General features: G+C 39.9%; 15 protein-coding genes. 3 read left to right on the forward strand and 12 right to left on the reverse strand.

Translation table 11 applies throughout. The features are described 5' to 3' along the window. Positions 1-125: 125 nt before the first annotated feature. The 4 genes from hemG to pepQ all read right to left on the reverse strand — a co-directional run bounded on the left by hemG (position 126) and on the right by pepQ (position 4,177). Positions 126-650 carry a menaquinone-dependent protoporphyrinogen IX dehydrogenase gene (hemG, locus tag ACTH6U_RS04445; RefSeq protein ID WP_294104505.1) on the reverse strand — a complete coding sequence of 175 codons (525 nt, stop codon included), beginning with the start codon at positions 648-650 and terminating at the stop codon, positions 126-128. A gap of 100 nt (positions 651-750) precedes the next feature. Further along, positions 751-2,202 (reverse strand): Trk system potassium transporter TrkH, encoded by a 1,452-nt coding sequence (gene trkH, locus ACTH6U_RS04450; RefSeq protein ID WP_294104507.1) that lies wholly within the window; start codon positions 2,200-2,202, stop codon positions 751-753. Between the two features lie 26 nt (positions 2,203-2,228). Further along, positions 2,229-2,843 carry an IMPACT family protein gene (locus tag ACTH6U_RS04455; RefSeq protein ID WP_294104509.1) on the reverse strand — a complete coding sequence of 205 codons (615 nt, stop codon included), beginning with the start codon at positions 2,841-2,843 and terminating at the stop codon, positions 2,229-2,231. Continuing rightward, a complete protein-coding gene (pepQ, locus tag ACTH6U_RS04460; protein ID WP_294104511.1) occupies positions 2,843-4,177 on the reverse strand; it encodes a Xaa-Pro dipeptidase in 1,335 nt (444 codons plus the stop codon). Before pepQ ends, ACTH6U_RS04455 begins: the two co-directional genes overlap by 1 nt. 258 nt (positions 4,178-4,435) lie before the next feature. Here pepQ and fadB point away from each other — a divergent pair, with 258 nt between their 5' ends. Then, positions 4,436-6,628, forward strand: coding sequence for a fatty acid oxidation complex subunit alpha FadB (gene fadB / locus ACTH6U_RS04465; RefSeq protein ID WP_441831655.1), 2,193 nt, complete (start codon positions 4,436-4,438; stop codon positions 6,626-6,628). A 4-nt stretch (positions 6,629-6,632) separates the two neighbouring features. Continuing rightward, positions 6,633-7,799, forward strand: coding sequence for an acetyl-CoA C-acyltransferase FadA (fadA, locus tag ACTH6U_RS04470; protein WP_294104514.1), 1,167 nt, complete (start codon positions 6,633-6,635; stop codon positions 7,797-7,799). 265 nt (positions 7,800-8,064) lie between these two features. Here the strand turns inward: fadA and fre are convergent, their stop codons facing one another. The 3 genes from fre to pepE all read right to left on the reverse strand — a co-directional run bounded on the left by fre (position 8,065) and on the right by pepE (position 11,087). Next, a complete protein-coding gene (gene fre, locus ACTH6U_RS04475; protein WP_294104516.1) occupies positions 8,065-8,766 on the reverse strand; it encodes an NAD(P)H-flavin reductase in 702 nt (233 codons plus the stop codon). Between the two features lie 9 nt (positions 8,767-8,775). Next, positions 8,776-10,248 carry a 4-hydroxy-3-polyprenylbenzoate decarboxylase gene (gene ubiD / locus ACTH6U_RS04480; protein ID WP_294104518.1) on the reverse strand — a complete coding sequence of 491 codons (1,473 nt, stop codon included), beginning with the start codon at positions 10,246-10,248 and terminating at the stop codon, positions 8,776-8,778. Between the two features lie 113 nt (positions 10,249-10,361). Beyond that, positions 10,362-11,087 (reverse strand): dipeptidase PepE, encoded by a 726-nt coding sequence (pepE, locus tag ACTH6U_RS04485; RefSeq protein WP_294104520.1) that lies wholly within the window; start codon positions 11,085-11,087, stop codon positions 10,362-10,364. 168 nt (positions 11,088-11,255) lie between these two features. Between pepE and rfaH the strand changes: the two genes are divergently transcribed. Beyond that, positions 11,256-11,747, forward strand: a complete 492-nt coding sequence (gene rfaH, locus ACTH6U_RS04490; RefSeq protein WP_294104522.1) for a transcription/translation regulatory transformer protein RfaH — start codon at positions 11,256-11,258, stop codon at positions 11,745-11,747. Positions 11,748-11,831: 84 nt separating this feature from the next. On the opposite strand, the gene tatC is transcribed toward rfaH, so the two are convergent. The 5 genes from tatC to ACTH6U_RS04515 form a co-directional block, all read right to left on the reverse strand. Next, positions 11,832-12,605, reverse strand: a complete 774-nt coding sequence (gene tatC, locus ACTH6U_RS04495; RefSeq protein ID WP_294104524.1) for a Sec-independent protein translocase subunit TatC — start codon at positions 12,603-12,605, stop codon at positions 11,832-11,834. A gap of 3 nt (positions 12,606-12,608) precedes the next feature. Beyond that, complete coding sequence (gene tatB, locus ACTH6U_RS04500) at positions 12,609-13,181, reverse strand: Sec-independent protein translocase protein TatB (protein ID WP_294104525.1); 573 nt, start codon at positions 13,179-13,181, stop codon at positions 12,609-12,611. Between the two features lie 3 nt (positions 13,182-13,184). Then, a complete protein-coding gene (gene tatA / locus ACTH6U_RS04505) occupies positions 13,185-13,472 on the reverse strand; it encodes a twin-arginine translocase TatA/TatE family subunit (protein ID WP_294104527.1) in 288 nt (95 codons plus the stop codon). A gap of 114 nt (positions 13,473-13,586) precedes the next feature. Continuing rightward, positions 13,587-15,221 (reverse strand): ubiquinone biosynthesis regulatory protein kinase UbiB, encoded by a 1,635-nt coding sequence (gene ubiB / locus ACTH6U_RS04510; RefSeq protein WP_294104529.1) that lies wholly within the window; start codon positions 15,219-15,221, stop codon positions 13,587-13,589. Beyond that, positions 15,208-15,861: a ubiquinone biosynthesis accessory factor UbiJ gene (locus ACTH6U_RS04515; protein ID WP_336429474.1), complete on the reverse strand. Its 654-nt coding sequence runs from the start codon at positions 15,859-15,861 to the stop codon at positions 15,208-15,210. The genes ubiB and ACTH6U_RS04515 overlap by 14 nt, the downstream gene beginning before the upstream one ends.

Here is a 15,861-nt window from a genome sequence, read left to right on the forward strand (position 1 = left end):
CGGTCAGTGGATGCGCATTATAGGGAGTCAGAGAATTCTAGCAAGTGTTTTTTTGATTTTTATTTTCAACCGCTGATATTTTAAACCAATCGAGCAAAACACCTACATTTTGTTGATAAAGCACGCTATAGATTATCGAAATTTGTTGCGAAAGCCGTGACATTATCCCAATTAGTGTATTCAATTTCTGTATTGGGATCAGTTGGCCCGTCAGTCATCTTCATTATAAAGCGGATCATTGTTCTATCGAGCCATTTGTAGCGAGGATAAAAGAGCGCACCTGCAAAAACAGATTTAATTGTCGGTTGCCAAGGACACCGTTCCAGAAACTTACGCGTATATGAATTTGTTTCTGCTGTATCTTTACCTTCTTTTCTCGCCGTCAGGTTTACCGCGAAGAAACCCGTTTTCATTGCATTTAACTGAGCTTGGTGCAAAGTTGTAAATCGTAAAAGCTTCTTATTAAAGTGCCCGTAACGAATCGATGCACCAATAAGAACTTTATCATAAGCCGATATATTTAAATTTTGCTCTGTATTCAAGTCACGGATATCACATTCACATCCCTGGGTACGTAACTGTTCTGCCATCTTTAAAATAATTTTTTTTGTTTGTCCATCCGTACTGGAGTGTAAAAGTAAATAGCTCATCATTGCTCCTCTGTCGTTTATCGTTCTTATGTATATCTAATTATCGCTTCAATTCTAACAATGCTTTTACTATATAAAATCATTCAAATATTGATGATACTTATTCACGCCAAAATGTTGGGGTAAATAAAACCAACAATGTGAAGACTTCAAGACGACCAAATAACATGGTAACAACTAATATCCATTTACCCACTGGATTCATTGAGGTGAAGTTATCCGCTACCGAGCCTAACCCCGGACCTAAGTTATTTAATGTCGTTGCAATGGCAGAGAAAGCTGTGAATTCATCAACCCCAGTCGCAATTAATAGCAGCAAACTCACCACAAACACTAAGGCATAAGCTGAGAAAAACCCCCAAACAGCTTCAATGATTCGTTCTGGTAAGGCCCTTTGCCCTAACTTAATGGTATAAACCGCATTTGGGTGTACTAGCCTTTTTAATTCACGAGAGCCTTGTAAAGAAAGTAATAAAATACGGATAACCTTCAAACCACCGCCGGTTGACCCCGCACATCCCCCTACAAAAGCGGCACATAGTAAAAGCATTGGCAAGAAAATAGGCCAACCTGAAAAACTATCCGTTGTAAATCCAGCCGTTGTTGCCATCGATACAACTTGGAAAAAAGCCTGATCTAACGTTTGTCCGAAACTATCATAAATAGAGTGATAAAGGAGAACTAGCGTACACACAATGACTAAAACTAATTGAAAACTAATAAACACTCTAAATTCAGGATCGCGCCAATAAATACCTAAGCTTCTTCCGGTTAATACCGCAAAGTGCAAACCGAAATTACAGCCAGAAATTAGAAGAAAGATCCCAATAATGGTATTTATGGCGGGACTGTTAAAATAGCCGATGCTGGCGTCATGAGTAGAGAAACCACCAATTGCAATCGTTGAGAAACTATGGGATATCGCATCAAAAACATCCATACCCGCTACCCACAAAGCGATAGCGCAAGCAATAGTCAGAAGCACATAGATAAGCCATAAGGTTTTTGCAGTTTCAGCAATACGCGGACGCATTTTATTATCTTTAAGAGGCCCCGGCATTTCTGCTCGATAAAGCTGCATTCCACCGACGCCTAATAAAGGTAAAATAGCGACTGCGAGTACAATAATCCCCATCCCACCAAGCCATTGCAGCATTTGTCGATAAAATAAAATAGCTTTTGGTAAGGAGTCTAACCCTGTTAGCGTTGTCGCCCCTGTCGTCGTTAGCCCTGAGAATGATTCAAAAAAAGCATCCGTAATTGAAAGATTAGGCTTTTCAGAAAAGATAAAAGGTAAAGCTCCCACGCTTCCCAACACGGTCCAAAATAAGACCACAATTAGAAAACCTTCTTTTGCCTTTAATTCATGCTTACTATTACGAGTTGGAAGCCATAAAAAAAGTCCGATTAATAAAGCGGTTATAAAAGTTTGACTGAAAGCTCGCCCAGCGCCGTCGCGATAAATAAGCGCGACAATACCAGGCACAACCATAGTAAAAGAGAAAATAATGACGAGCAGCCCGACAATACGGGTTATTGCACGAAAATGCATTCGGCAGGTTCCTTGCTAACCAGTGGCTATTTCAATTCAGGCGTGAGTTGTAAGGCTCCGCGGCTTATATCGCGTAATCTATCATTTACTTCCTGTTCAAGGGTAGCAGGAATTGTAATTTGCAAAGATACAGACTCATTATAATCACTGTGTAATATCATGCCATTCATCTGTACCAGCAACTGCTCTACCGCACTAATTAGCGAATAGTCGCACACTAGATCAAAAATTTTCTGTGGCACTTTTGTTTGAGTCGGTAAGATTTTAAGTGCTTGCTGTACACCACTTCCATACGCTCTAACCAAGCCACCCGTTCCAAGCTTTATACCACCAAAATAACGCACAACAACACAGGTGATTTCACCTAAATGGCTTCCCAGTAATTGAGCCATGATGGGTTTACCTGCGGTTCCTGTTGGTTCCCCATCATCAGAAAATCCCAACTGTTGGGAGTCATCAGGGCGTCCTGCAACAAAAGCCCAGCAATGGTGCCGGGCATCAGGGTATTGAGCTTTAATGGATTGAATATAATCCTTTGCAGCATCAATACCTTCTGTATGAGCTAAATATGTAATAAATCGGCTTTTCTTAATTTCTTCTGTAACTGAAATCGTTTCTGCCGGTATCAAATAAGGTTTCATTAAGGTAAATGCAAATCTCGAGTCATATTTTCAATACGATTATGATGAATCACAATATTATCCTCAATACGGATACCACCATAAGGTTTGAAGAACTCGATTTTCTCCCAATTAAAATGCTGGCTAAATTCACCCACACGCCATGAAGACAGCAAAGATTCAATAAAATACAATCCAGGTTCAATTGTTAAAACCATTTTTGGCTCTAACACCCTAGTGCAACGTAAGAATGGATACATTTTAGGTGCAGCTAGATGTGTGCCATTTTCATCTTGCATAAAACCTGCGGCATCATGGACTTGTAGCCCTAATGGATGACCTAAACCATGAGGTAGAAATGGCGTTGTCAGGCCGTTTTCTACCATTGATTCACCGCTAATGCCTTTAATAATATGATGTTTAATCAGAATTTTAGCGATCCGATGATGCATATCAACATGGTAGTCAGTATAACGAACTCCCGCTTTAATCGTATCAATGAGTGAGAGCTGTTCTATATTTAAATCAGCAATTAACTCAGCAAATTCACTTTTACTTTTTGCCGCGTAAGTACGTGTTATATCAGCGGCATAGCCATTATATTCAGCACCTGCATCAATTAAAAAGCTACGTAATTCACTTGGTACTTTTTGTTGTAACTTGGTGTAATGTAGAACTGCCGCATTTTCATTTAATGCCACAATATTACCATAAGGAACATTAGTATCTCGATGACCAGTGGCTTGTAAGTAACTAATATTAATATCGAATTCACTCATTTCAGCTTGAAATGCATCAAACGCCGATAAATGCCCATTTACCGCCATTTTTTGTGCTTCACGCATACAATATAATTCATAATCCGTCTTATATGAACGATGGTAATGGTAATAATCAAGAACAGATTTTGGATTGATATTTTGTGCAGAAATACCGAGAGCTTCAGCTTTTTCCGTCGCTGAACCAATATAGCCGATATGCTCTTTTGGTAGGCTGGCGAGGAATTGCCCAATATCATCGGCGCTTTTTAGATGAATTAGCTCGACATCTTTTGTCCAAAAGCTATTTGGCAGAGGTTCAACACTGTGCCAGTAGTCAACTGGTGAATAAAACCATAACTTAGGCTTATTAACGCCATCCACTAATAACCATGAATGCGGAACATCCGTAACTGGAACCCAAGCTTTAAAATGTGGATTAACTTTAAAAGGATAATCGCAGTCATCAAGAAAGACACGTAATGGTTCTCCTGAATGAATCAATATGGCGTCTAATTGGCTGCGCTGTAAAACTTGCTGAGTTCTTTGTTGTAGCGTTTTAATATGTTCAGCATAGAGTACATTCAGTTTTTCCATTTCATTCAACCTTTGTGCATTAATTAGAAGATTCAAGCTTAGCACGTTCTGATATTAACGGGTATGCTCACAGTTTTAGATACAAGCTAATTCATTGATATACAATTATAATATCATTTATTTAAATCATTATTCATCTTAATTGCTGTGAACTCCATTCCAGTTTTGTTATTAAACATTTGCATTTAATTAACATTTTAGTCACACTCGATTCATCTGGTCATACCAGATGTTCCAGTCATACTAAAGGAGAGCAGCATGCTTTATCAAAGTGAAACAATCTATATTCAATGGTTGAAAACAGGTATTGCAGAACTGGTTTTTAACTCACCAGGACCAATTAATAAATTGGATACTCATACCGTTGCTTCACTTGATGAAGCCGTTACTGTTCTTGAACAACTTTCTGATCTACAAGGCGTTATTTTTAGATCGGACAAATCTGCGTTTATTGTTGGCGCAGATATCAAAGAATTCTTATCTCTTTTTGAAGCCTCAAAAGAAACTCTCAGCGAATGGCTGAGCTATGCCAATCGTATTTTTAATCGAATTGAAGATCTTCCCGTTCCCACTATTTGTGCAATTAATGGTTATGCCCTCGGTGGTGGTTGTGAGTGTGTGTTATCAACTGATTTTAGAATTGCATCCCCTGATATCCGTATTGGTTTACCGGAAACTAAACTCGGTATAATGCCCGGTTTTGGTGGTTCTGTTCGCCTACCGAGATTAATTGGCCTTGATAGTGCGCTTGAAATCATTACCGCCGGAAAAGACATTAATGGAGCACAAGCGCTCAAATTTGGACTAATAGATGCAATTGTTGATGTAGAAAAATTACCGCAATCAGCATTGGAAGTGATCGAATCGGCCATTTCAGGTGCCATTAATTGGCAGAAAAAAAGACAGCCTAAATTAGCGCCATTACAACTCAGTCCTATTGAACAAACTATGAGTTTTAATGTTGCCAAAGGTATGGTTTACCAAGTTGCTGGGAAACATTATCCCGCACCGATGGCAGCGGTCAATACAATAGAAAAAGCCGCAAATTGCACCCGTGATGAAGCATTGAAACACGAAACAGCTGCATTCGTTCCCCTAGCTCATAGCGACGTAGCACGTGCGTTAGTGAGTGTTTTTCTCAATGACCAACAAGTCAAATCAACAAGTAAAAAGCTCGCTCATCATGTCAACGTACCAACTCAAGTAACTGTTTTAGGCGCGGGGATCATGGGGGGCGGTATCGCTTATCAGTCCGCCAGTAAAGGTGTGCCTGTCCTAATGAAAGATATTAATGAAAAATCATTAGATCTTGGTATTGAAGAGGCTCAAAAATTATTGAATGGTCAATTTGAGAGGGGAAGGATCACCGCCGCTAAAATGGCGACAACGCTGTCATCAATTCGCCCATCATTATCCTATGCAGGTATTGAAAATTCACAAATTATTGTCGAAGCTGTGGTTGAGAATCCCAAAATTAAAGCCGCGGTTTTAGCAGAAGCTGAATCTTTAGTCACCGCTGAAACGCTTTTAGCTTCAAATACATCGACAATTCCCATTTCAGAACTCGCTAAAGCACTAAAACGTCCTGAAAATTTTTGTGGAATGCACTTTTTTAACCCGGTACACCGTATGCCACTGGTTGAAATCATTCGTGGTGAGAAAACATCTGATGAAACAATTGCCAAAGTTGTTTCATATGCCAATCAAATGGGTAAAACTCCAATTGTAGTCAATGACTGCCCAGGCTTCTTCGTAAATAGAGTACTTTTCCCTTATTTTGCAGGTTTTAATTTGCTGTTACAGGATGGTGCTGATTTTAGAGAAATCGATAAAATCATGGAAAAAGAATTTGGCTGGCCAATGGGCCCGGCTTATTTACTTGATGTTGTTGGTATTGATACCGCATTCCATGCAGAGCAAGTTATGGCTCAAGGTTTTCCTGAGCGCATGAGTAAAACTGGTAAAAATGCAATTGATGTGATGTTTGAGCAACAACGTTTTGGCCAAAAAAATGGCAAGGGCTTCTACCAATATGAAAAAGATAACAAAGGTAAACCTAAAAAAATAAATGATCCGCTAACCGATGAATTACTAGCCTCGATCAGCCAAGCAAAACGGTCGTTCACAAAAGAAGAAATTATTGCACGAATGATGATCCCAATGATCAATGAAGTTGTACGTTGCTTAGAAGAGGGGATCATTCAAAGTCCAGCCGATGCAGATATTGCGCTTGTTTACGGCCTTGGATTTCCACCATTCCGTGGGGGTGTATTTTGCTACTTAGATACACTTGGAAGCCAATCTTATCTTAAAACCGCAGAAACTTTTACCGATTTAAGTCCTCTTTATCACGCACCTGCTGGACTAAAAGAAAAAGCGGCTACCAATGCCCGATATTACCCGAAGCCGCCTGTTGTGGCTGTCGATGTTAAAAAAGTTGTGAGGGGTTAATCTTATGGAAAATGTCGTCATTATTGATGGAATACGCACACCAATGGGACGTTCTAAAGGTGGTGTATTTCGCCATGTTAGAGCGGAAAACCTCTCTGCGCACCTGATGAATGCCATTTTTGAGCGAAACCCAAATGCAAATAAAAAAGAGTTAAATGACATTATTTGGGGTTGTGTTCAACAAACTTTAGAACAAGGCTTTAATATTGCCAAAAATGCGGCGCTGTTAACCGATATACCTCATACGGTACCTGCAACTACTGTTAATCGTTTATGTGGCTCATCGATGCAGGCTATTCATGATGCTAGTCGATTAATCATGACAGGTGATGCTCACTCGGTATTAATTGGTGGAGTTGAGCACATGGGCCATGTTCCAATGACTCATGGTATTGATTTTAATCCAAAATTAACTTTACGCGTCGCTAAAGCGGCGGGGGCAATGGGACTCACTGCTGAGATGTTGGCTAAAATGTATAATATTAGCCGAGAAGAGCAAGATGCTTTTGCGCTACGTTCTCATCAACTGGCAGCCCTTGCAACAAAGAGTGGAAAATTTAGTCATGAGATTGTCCCTATAGAAGGCCATGATGCTAACGGTAATTTGATTTCAATGAATTATGATGAAGTCATTCGTTTTGATGCAAGTCTTCAAGGTTTATCTGCATTACGACCTGCCTTTGATCCTGTGAGCGGAACAGTTACCGCGGGTAACTCGTCAGCACTTTCTGATGGCGCATCGGCAATGTTGTTGACCAGTGAGACTTATGCAAAAGAGCATGGTATTAAGCCAAGAGCTCGAATTAGAGCTATGTCCGTTGTAGGTTGTGACCCTTCTATAATGGGATTTGGGCCAGTTCCTGCTACTGAGTTAGCCTTAAAACGTGCAGGACTTTCATTAAATGATATCGATATTATTGAGCTCAATGAAGCTTTCGCTGCACAATCTATCGCTTGCATGAAAGGATTGAAACTACCTGAAAGTCAAATAGATGAAAAAGTGAATTTGAGTGGGGGGGCGATCGCATTAGGTCATCCTCTTGGATGCTCTGGTTCAAGGATCACTACTGCATTATTAAATCAGTTGGAACAAAAAGATAAGCAGTTTGGCTTAGCCACTATGTGTATCGGATTCGGGCAAGGAATAGCAACGATTATTGAACGAGTCTAAAACGTTTTCGCCACAACATTGTCGTATTTTCTCGATATTCCCGCCTAGTCAGGGGCGGGATTTTTTCTATTTATTATTCGAATAAGCATCAAATAAAAATGACAATTGTATAAGCCTACAACTTGAAATCTTAACAGAGAATTTAATCCTAATAGTTCGAGTTGTAGGTAGGCGGCAAATGAAGACATCTTGGGGGAACATACACAAATATGTGACCCAAGGGGCTGAATGCAGTCAACAGCCCTACAACTTGAAATATGACGGATTAAATGAATTCGTAAGCATCACCAAACAACTGCTCCGCCTTAGCCCCTCGCTCACTACAGAAACGATCCCTTGCTATTTTAGCCATTTCAAAACGCCCTGCGATATAAATATCATGGGTGGATAAATCACCAAAATCTTCGAGTACTGCACTAAGAACCGTTCCTGTTCTACCGCGCCATAGCTCATCAGGCTGTTCTACGATAGGAACAATTTTTAGATTAGGGTAGCCTTCGCAAAGTGCTTGTAACTCACCGAGATCATATAAATGCTCTAACTGGCGACCACCCCAATAAAATGTAATGTCACGTGATGGATTTTCTGCCAACGCGGCGAGTAGAACTGAATGGGTATAGGAAAATCCTGTTCCACCAGCAACTAAAATCATCGCATTTTGGCTATTTTCTCTAAACCATGCCTTTCCGTGAGGAATATCAATATCAATACGTTTTTGATCTAAAATTCGATCCATTACCGCCATGGCATAAAGATTTATATCTGAAGCACCTATATGTAACTCGATTGATTCTTTATTTGCTGGAGTGGAAGCCATTGAAAAAGGCCGTTTATCTCTTTCATCCATCACGACCATTAAATATTGGCCTGCTTTAAAATGAAAAGGACCATCTGGCAACAAAATAACCCGATAAACTGTATCCGTGATCGATTCGACAGATGTGACTTTGCAGCTCAAAGTTGCCATGGTTTCCTCTTATTTCTCAAAAATGTTCAATTGTTGCCAAATGTCATCAATACGAGACTTCACACTTTCTGTCATGACTATCGGACGACCCCACTCACGGTCAGTTTCTCCTGGCCATTTATTTGTCGCATCCAGTCCCATTTTCGATCCTAATCCTGAAACGGGTGACGCAAAATCAAGATAATCGATAGGCGTATTTTCCATCATAATCGTATCACGAGCGGGATCCATTCTGGTGGTTATCGCCCAGATAACATCTTTCCAGTCGCGCGCATTGATATCATCATCACAGACGATAACAAATTTAGTGTACATAAACTGACGCAGATAAGACCAAACCCCCATCATTACCCGTTTTGCGTGTCCTGCATACTGTTTTTTCATTGTGACCACAGCAAGACGGTATGAACATCCTTCTGGTGGTAAATAAAAATCAACAATTTCAGGAAATTGCTTTTGTAAAATAGGCACTAACACTTCATTTAATGCTTCACCTAGCACTGCCGGTTCATCTGGTGGCCTACCGGTATAGGTTGAATGGTAAATTGCATCACGGCGTTGAGTTACATGCGTTACGGTGAAGACAGGGAAATTATCAATTTCATTATAGTATCCCGTATGGTCACCATAAGGTCCTTCTGGCGCCATCTCCCCCTGTTCTATATAACCTTCGAGTATAATTTCAGCACCTGCTGGAACTTCAAGATCATTAGAAATACATTTTACCACTTCCGTTTTATTGCCACGCAACAAACCTGCAAATGCATATTCAGACAAGGTATCAGGAACTGGCGTCACTGCCGCTAAAATCGTTGCAGGATCAGCACCTAGTGCGACAGCCACAGGGAATTTTTCACCTGGATGTTGTTGGCACCACTCTTGGAAATCTAAAGCGCCGCCACGATGAGAAAGCCAACGCATGATTAATTTATTTTTACCCAGCACTTGTTGCCGATAAATACCTAAATTTTGCCTTTCTTTATGGGGCCCTTTGGTCACGGTTAATCCCCAAGTGATAAGAGGAGCCGCATCTTCTGGCCAGCAGTGCATCACTGGTATTTTAGTAAGGTCAACATCGTCGCCTACCCAAATTTGTTCCTGACAAGGTGCTGAACTTAAGCGTTTCGCTGGCATATTCAGCACTTGTTTGAATTTAGGTAGTTTATCAATCAGATCACGGAAACCTTTCGGAGGATCAGGTTCTTTTAGAAAAGCGAGTAATTTTCCAACATCATGGAGCGCTTTGATATCTTCTTGCCCCATGCCCATAGCCACACGTTTTGTAGTGCCAAATAGGTTACACAATACAGGCATATTGTAACCTTTAGGGTTTTCGAATAATAAGGCCGGTCCCCCCGCTCTTAGTGTGCGATCTGCGATCTCAGTCATTTCAAGATAAGGATCAACTTCCATCGTAATACGTTTTAGTTCGCCTTGCTTTTCAAGCTGCGCGATAAAATCTCTAAGGTCACGGTATTTCATTATCTTCTTTTACAATTACAGGGGGAGTCTCATTATAAGACCCCCGACCAAGGTTACAAGTTACTATCTAACGTGTTAAAAAAACAATCTCTTTTCTGGCGAAATATACCATTTTACTGGCAATCAAAAGGCACTAATTTTTTTAATGATAACGTATCTAATTGCTCAGGGAACGTCTTATTGTGTTGGAATAATTTAAAACCTTCTCCTTTACCACTAAAGTAATGAAGTTCATTACCTTTAATTTGTAATCCACTGCCTTCCCTTAGCGCGACAACAACTTCATGAGGATTAATCACACAAAATTCTTGTAACCTTTCATCACGAGTTTCACCCATATGCCCTGAAATATTAGCATCAATATAATGAGGGTTAATTTGCAATGGAAATAGTCCCAGAGATGGCATAATAGCGGCATTGCTAACAGGCATGTCATTCGTTGTACGAATGCTTGGTGTCGCAACGTTACAACCGGCACTCCATCCAATATAAGGAACACCACGCTCTCTTACAGCGCGTTGGATAGCAACAATCAAACCATTCTCATGCAAGCATTTATTTAACCACCAAGTATTACCACCGCTCACCAGAATACATTCTGCTTGCTCAATAGCTTCAACAGGACTTGAGAAGTTTTCAATCGAAGTCACTTTAATGCCAAGCGCTTCAGTCAATTGGTCTGCTCTTTCGTCATGGGAACCACGTAAAACAGCATAAGGAACTAATACTGCGCTCTTAATTTCCTTGCGTGCTATCATCTCTTTGATACGTGGTAATGCATAGCTTAACCATACTGGGTTGCCAGGAAGTTTGCCATTACTCAATAAAAAAATATCCATTATTTCTCCTAGATAACAAGTGTCTATATTATTTAACCCAACTTAGGTAAACTTTGAATTAGTCTATACTTATAGGTATGTAATCATATTGCGCTAGTGTTCATTAGTCACATTGTTATGCGTTAATTTGCTATCATAAGCATAATTTTGTTGGATGGAATTCAAAAAATGGAAAAATGGTATCTGCTTTATTGCAAACGCGGTCAAATCGATAGAGCTATCGATAATTTGAATAGGCAGAATGTCATCTGTATGACACCGATGACTGAAATGGAAAAAATGGTTAGAGGTAAGCGAACAAACGTAATCGAGGCACTTTTTCCAAACTACCTATTCGTTAAGTTCGATCATAATGAAATACATACTACAACGATTCAATCCACACGTGGAGTGAGCCACTTTGTTCGATTTGGTCTACTACCTACTGAAGTTCCCGAGGAAATTATTGAATTATTACAACAAGAGCCGATAGCACATTCAATTGCACTCGATATTCCAAATCATGGGGATAGTGTGGTTATCACTGAAGGTGCTTTTACTGGTGTTAAAGCGATATTTGATGAACCTAATGGTGAGTCTCGCTCTATTTTGTTGCTCAACATATTAAATAAGAGCGTTGCCAAAATTATGGATAATACGCAATTTAAGAAAGAACTTTAGCGGCAAATAAACTTATACCTAATAAGCAAAAAGCCCATTTAATCAAATGAGCTTCTTGCAGGTATCGCTGATGAGAGTGCTATTTTAAGAACTCTCAGATCCTTCTTCTTCCTCTTCATCATCCCCGCGTTTTCTTCTATTTTTACCAACGTAAAAATTCGATAGCAAAACACCGAGTTCAAAGAGTAGATACATAGGAACCGCAAGTAGTGTCTGTGAAAGCACATCTGGTGGCGTCAAGAACATTCCCACTATAAATGCGCCAACGAGTATATATGGGCGTTTGCGTTTAAGTGATGCGGGCGTTGTAACACCTGTCCAACATAACAAGATAATCGCAATCGGTACCTCAAAAGCCGCACCAAATGCCATAAATAGCGTCATGACAAAACTGAGATATTTACTAATATCAGGAATGAAGTTAACACTCTCTGGCGTCGTTTTAACAAAAAAACCAAATGCGAGTGGAAACACAACAAAATAAGCGAATGCCATTCCAAGATAAAAAAGTAAACTACTTGAAATAAGTAGCGGTGACATTAATCTACGCTCATGTTTATATAACGCAGGCGCAATAAATGCCCAAATTTGATAAAGAATAACCGGTATCGAAACGAACACTGATACCATCATTGTTAGCTTGATTGGGGTAAAAAACGTAGATGCTACATCTGTCGCACTCATTTGAGAACCGACGGGTAACTTATCAATCAAAGGGGCTGCAACAAGCCGATAAATATCATTTGAAAAATAAGCCAATGCTGCAAATACGATTAAAACCGTAATCAAACAATTTAGTAGCCGTTTCCTAAGTTCAATCAGGTGGCTAATAAGTGGTTGTGTATCATTTACAGCCATGGGTTATTTTTCACTTTCAGTTTGATTGGAGTTTGTTACTTTAGCATCGCGCTGCAGGGTATTTTCATGCGTCGTAAGATCTCTCAACTCACCAACTTTAGAAGGGTCGGCTGTTGGCTCTTCAACGACAGAAGCCATTTTAGCGGCGTGTTCTGGATCGGGATCAGACTCTAATACTTGCGATGAATGGCCAGTAGCTGAAGCATCCTTCACCGCTGTATCGTAGCTTTCGGTTATCTCTTTTGCTTTATGCAATTCATCTTCGATATTATTCGTTGTTGCTTGATAACCACTTTTTAACGATTGAGCAGCCTGACGTAATTCATCCATCGATTGTTTTAGCTCAGGAGAAAGAGCTTCCATACCCGCTTTCTCCTCAACTTTTTTCAGAGTTTCTTGTAACTCTTGTAATTTTAACTCTTGCGATAGCTCGTTTTGTACGTTGGCAGCCATTGAACGCATTGCACGGATCCACCCAGCGACAGTTCTTACTGCCACAGGTAAACGCTCAGGGCCTAATACAACAAGACCAATAACTGCAACGAGCAGTAGTTCAGTGAAGCCTATGTCAAACACGGATTATCCCTGCTCTTTATTTTTGCTCTCAACCGGACTATCTTTTTTCTCAGTAGTCTGTTGCTCAGTAATATTTTTAGTTGCAAAATCAGCGTCTTGCTTTTCTTGCTCTTCTTTTGCTTTAGCAGCTTCATCATCACTCATCGCTTTTTTAAATCCTTTGAGTGACTCACCTAAATCAGAACCTAGTGAACGCAATTTTTTAGTACCGAAAATTAGAACAATAAGCAGAGCAATAATAATAAGCTGCCAAGGACTACCGAATGCAGCCATTGCAATAGTTGATTCCATTGTTAATACCTCTATAGTTTTGAGACCAAATTGTTATTAGTTCTATTATATACAACCTGTTCTAAATACGGAAATCTTTACAGCTTTATAAACTTGTCACAAAACAAAGTTTACTTAGTTATCCCCTGACTTACACCAACCTATTAGCCACGATAACGCTCCGGCAGCCATAAACACTATAGCAATTCGAGTTAAGTCTGAAATAAAGAATAAACTACCGCAAAGAATGAATGTGGCACCTATTCCTAAAAGATATTGGGATTTACGTTGCTTACTACGCTGCCCCTTTAACTGTAGTGCTAACTGGTCAATATTGGACTGTAAAAATTTATGCTGTTTTAACGCCCCATAAATAAGATCGGGAATTTCCGGCATTTTTTCGGCCCAATAAGGCGCTTTTTCTTTTAAGGCCCGAGTGATTGCAGGTAGACCGACTTGACTATGAACCCAATCTTCTAAAAAGGGCTTAGCGGTTTTCCATAAATCAAGCTGTGGGTATAACTGGCGGCCTAGACCTTCAACATAAAGCAAGGTTTTCTGCAAGAGAACCAACTGAGGTTGAACTTCCATATTAAAGCGGCGCGCCGTATTAAATAAATTCAACAAAACGTGCCCAAATGAAATTTCAGCTAATGGCTTTTCGAAAATAGGCTCACAGACAGTGCGAATAGCAAATTCAAAATCTTCAACATTTGTATCTGGCGGAACCCAACCTGAATCAACGTGTAATTCAGCAACTTTACGATAATCACGGTTAAAGAAAGCAATAAAGTTTCCGGCTAAATAACGCTTATCTTCTTTATTAAGCGAGCCCATAATACCGCAGTCAATACCGATATAGAGAGGATCTTCAGGGTGTTCGTAACTAACAAAAATATTACCGGGATGCATGTCTGCGTGAAAGAAGCTATCACGAAACACTTGAGTGAAGAAAACTTTTACGCCTCTCTCAGCCAAAAGTTTCATGTTGGTACCCTGAGCGTTAAGCGCTGCCACATCAGAAACAGGAATACCGTAGATCCGCTCCATCACCATGACATTTTCACGGCAATAATCCGCATAAACCTCAGGAATATATAACATTGAGCTATTTTCAAAGTTACGTTTGAGCTGAATAGCATTGGCTGACTCACGTAAAAGATTAAGTTCATCGATCAATGTTTTTTCGTATTCGCGGACGACCTCTTTAGGACGTAAACGACGCCCATCAGGCAGTAAAGGCACCCAATTCGCAATGCGGTACATCAGCTTAATATCGGCTTTGATGATAGGCAAAATATCTGGACGAATAACTTTTAGTACGACGTTTTTACCATTTTCTTTCAAAACCGCCGTATGCACTTGCGCAATAGAAGCAGACGCGAGTGCTTGCTCATCAAAATCATCAAACCACTGTTCTAAAGGACCGCCTAGCGATTTTTCTATGTAGCCACGAGCGAGCTTTCCATCAAAGCTTGCGACCTTATCTTGTAGTAATGATAGTTGGTCCGCAATCGTAGGCGGGAACAAGTCACGGCGAGTTGAGAGCATTTGACCGAATTTAATCCAAACAGGACCAAGCTCTTGCAATGCGAGACGAAGTCTTTCGCCAATATCTTTGTCTTTATGCTTATTTTTAATCCAAAAAAAGCCTAAACGACCAATTCTTAAAGGCAGTGTAAGCTTTATTTTAGGGATTAACTCATCTAATCCGTAAGAGAGGAAAACCCGAATAATAAGGTAAAGACGTTTTATCTCACCGGGTGTCATTACTCTCCTCCAATTGACGCAATCTTTGCTCTAATTCACTCATAGAACCTGAAATTTGCTCCACTTCATCACTAAAATAAGCGAGCTCTAATTGGCTAGGTGCCATTTTCCATTCTTCAATAAGCGTATCTTTAATATAAATTTTTTGACGTTTAACTAAATGAGAAGCCAGACTGGCACCTTTATGTAATACCTTACTGAGCCCTTCAGCCGCTACATCACCGATATAAGGAGATAAATAATGAGCTGGATTCCAAATAGCTAAATCTAATAAAGAGGACCAATGCTGAACAATCTGCATATCCCCTTCAATAACGATATCACCACGGTTAATTAACAGAGAAAGTTGCTGCTTATCTTTTAATTTAATTAAGGTAAACAATGATGTTTTGATCGTACAGTCGGCAGGTTCAGCCCATTGGCTTAAAACATCCACATGATTTTCTGCAAAAATTAATGTGATTGTTTTATTGAGTTCTTTTAACTCAATCGACATGACTTTACCCGCCAAACGCATTCTGGCGGGTCTCAAGACGGTTTCCTTAAATAGCATATGATTAAGCGAGGTTTCCATCAATGCTGTCATCAAAGAATACAAAACTGTATTTTGATTTTTGGTGTTTGCTGATGGTGCTTCCAT

The sequence above is a fragment of the Providencia sp. genome, assembly GCF_052096715.1.
Lineage (GTDB): Bacteria > Pseudomonadota > Gammaproteobacteria > Enterobacterales > Enterobacteriaceae > Providencia.

Excerpts from the sequence above, each read along its gene's own strand:
- ACTH6U_RS04455 (WP_294104509.1), bottom strand. The coding sequence starts at position 2,843 with ATGAAACCTTATTTGATACCGGCAGAAACGATTTCAGTTACAGAAGAA.
- hemG (WP_294104505.1), bottom strand. The coding sequence starts at position 650 with ATGAGCTATTTACTTTTACACTCCAGTACGGATGGACAAACAAAAAAA.
- pepE (WP_294104520.1), bottom strand. The coding sequence starts at position 11,087 with ATGGATATTTTTTTATTGAGTAATGGCAAACTTCCTGGCAACCCAGTA.
- tatA (WP_294104527.1), bottom strand. The coding sequence starts at position 13,472 with ATGGAATCAACTATTGCAATGGCTGCATTCGGTAGTCCTTGGCAGCTT.
- fadB (WP_441831655.1), top strand. The coding sequence starts at position 4,436 with ATGCTTTATCAAAGTGAAACAATCTATATTCAATGGTTGAAAACAGGT.
- fre (WP_294104516.1), bottom strand. The coding sequence starts at position 8,766 with ATGGCAACTTTGAGCTGCAAAGTCACATCTGTCGAATCGATCACGGAT.
- pepQ (WP_294104511.1), bottom strand. The coding sequence starts at position 4,177 with ATGGAAAAACTGAATGTACTCTATGCTGAACATATTAAAACGCTACAA.
- ubiD (WP_294104518.1), bottom strand. The coding sequence starts at position 10,248 with ATGAAATACCGTGACCTTAGAGATTTTATCGCGCAGCTTGAAAAGCAA.
- ubiB (WP_294104529.1), bottom strand. The coding sequence starts at position 15,221 with ATGACACCCGGTGAGATAAAACGTCTTTACCTTATTATTCGGGTTTTC.
- tatC (WP_294104524.1), bottom strand. The coding sequence starts at position 12,605 with ATGGCTGTAAATGATACACAACCACTTATTAGCCACCTGATTGAACTT.
- fadA (WP_294104514.1), top strand. The coding sequence starts at position 6,633 with ATGGAAAATGTCGTCATTATTGATGGAATACGCACACCAATGGGACGT.
- trkH (WP_294104507.1), bottom strand. The coding sequence starts at position 2,202 with ATGCATTTTCGTGCAATAACCCGTATTGTCGGGCTGCTCGTCATTATT.
- rfaH (WP_294104522.1), top strand. The coding sequence starts at position 11,256 with ATGGAAAAATGGTATCTGCTTTATTGCAAACGCGGTCAAATCGATAGA.
- ACTH6U_RS04515 (WP_336429474.1), bottom strand. The coding sequence starts at position 15,861 with ATGGAAGCACCATCAGCAAACACCAAAAATCAAAATACAGTTTTGTAT.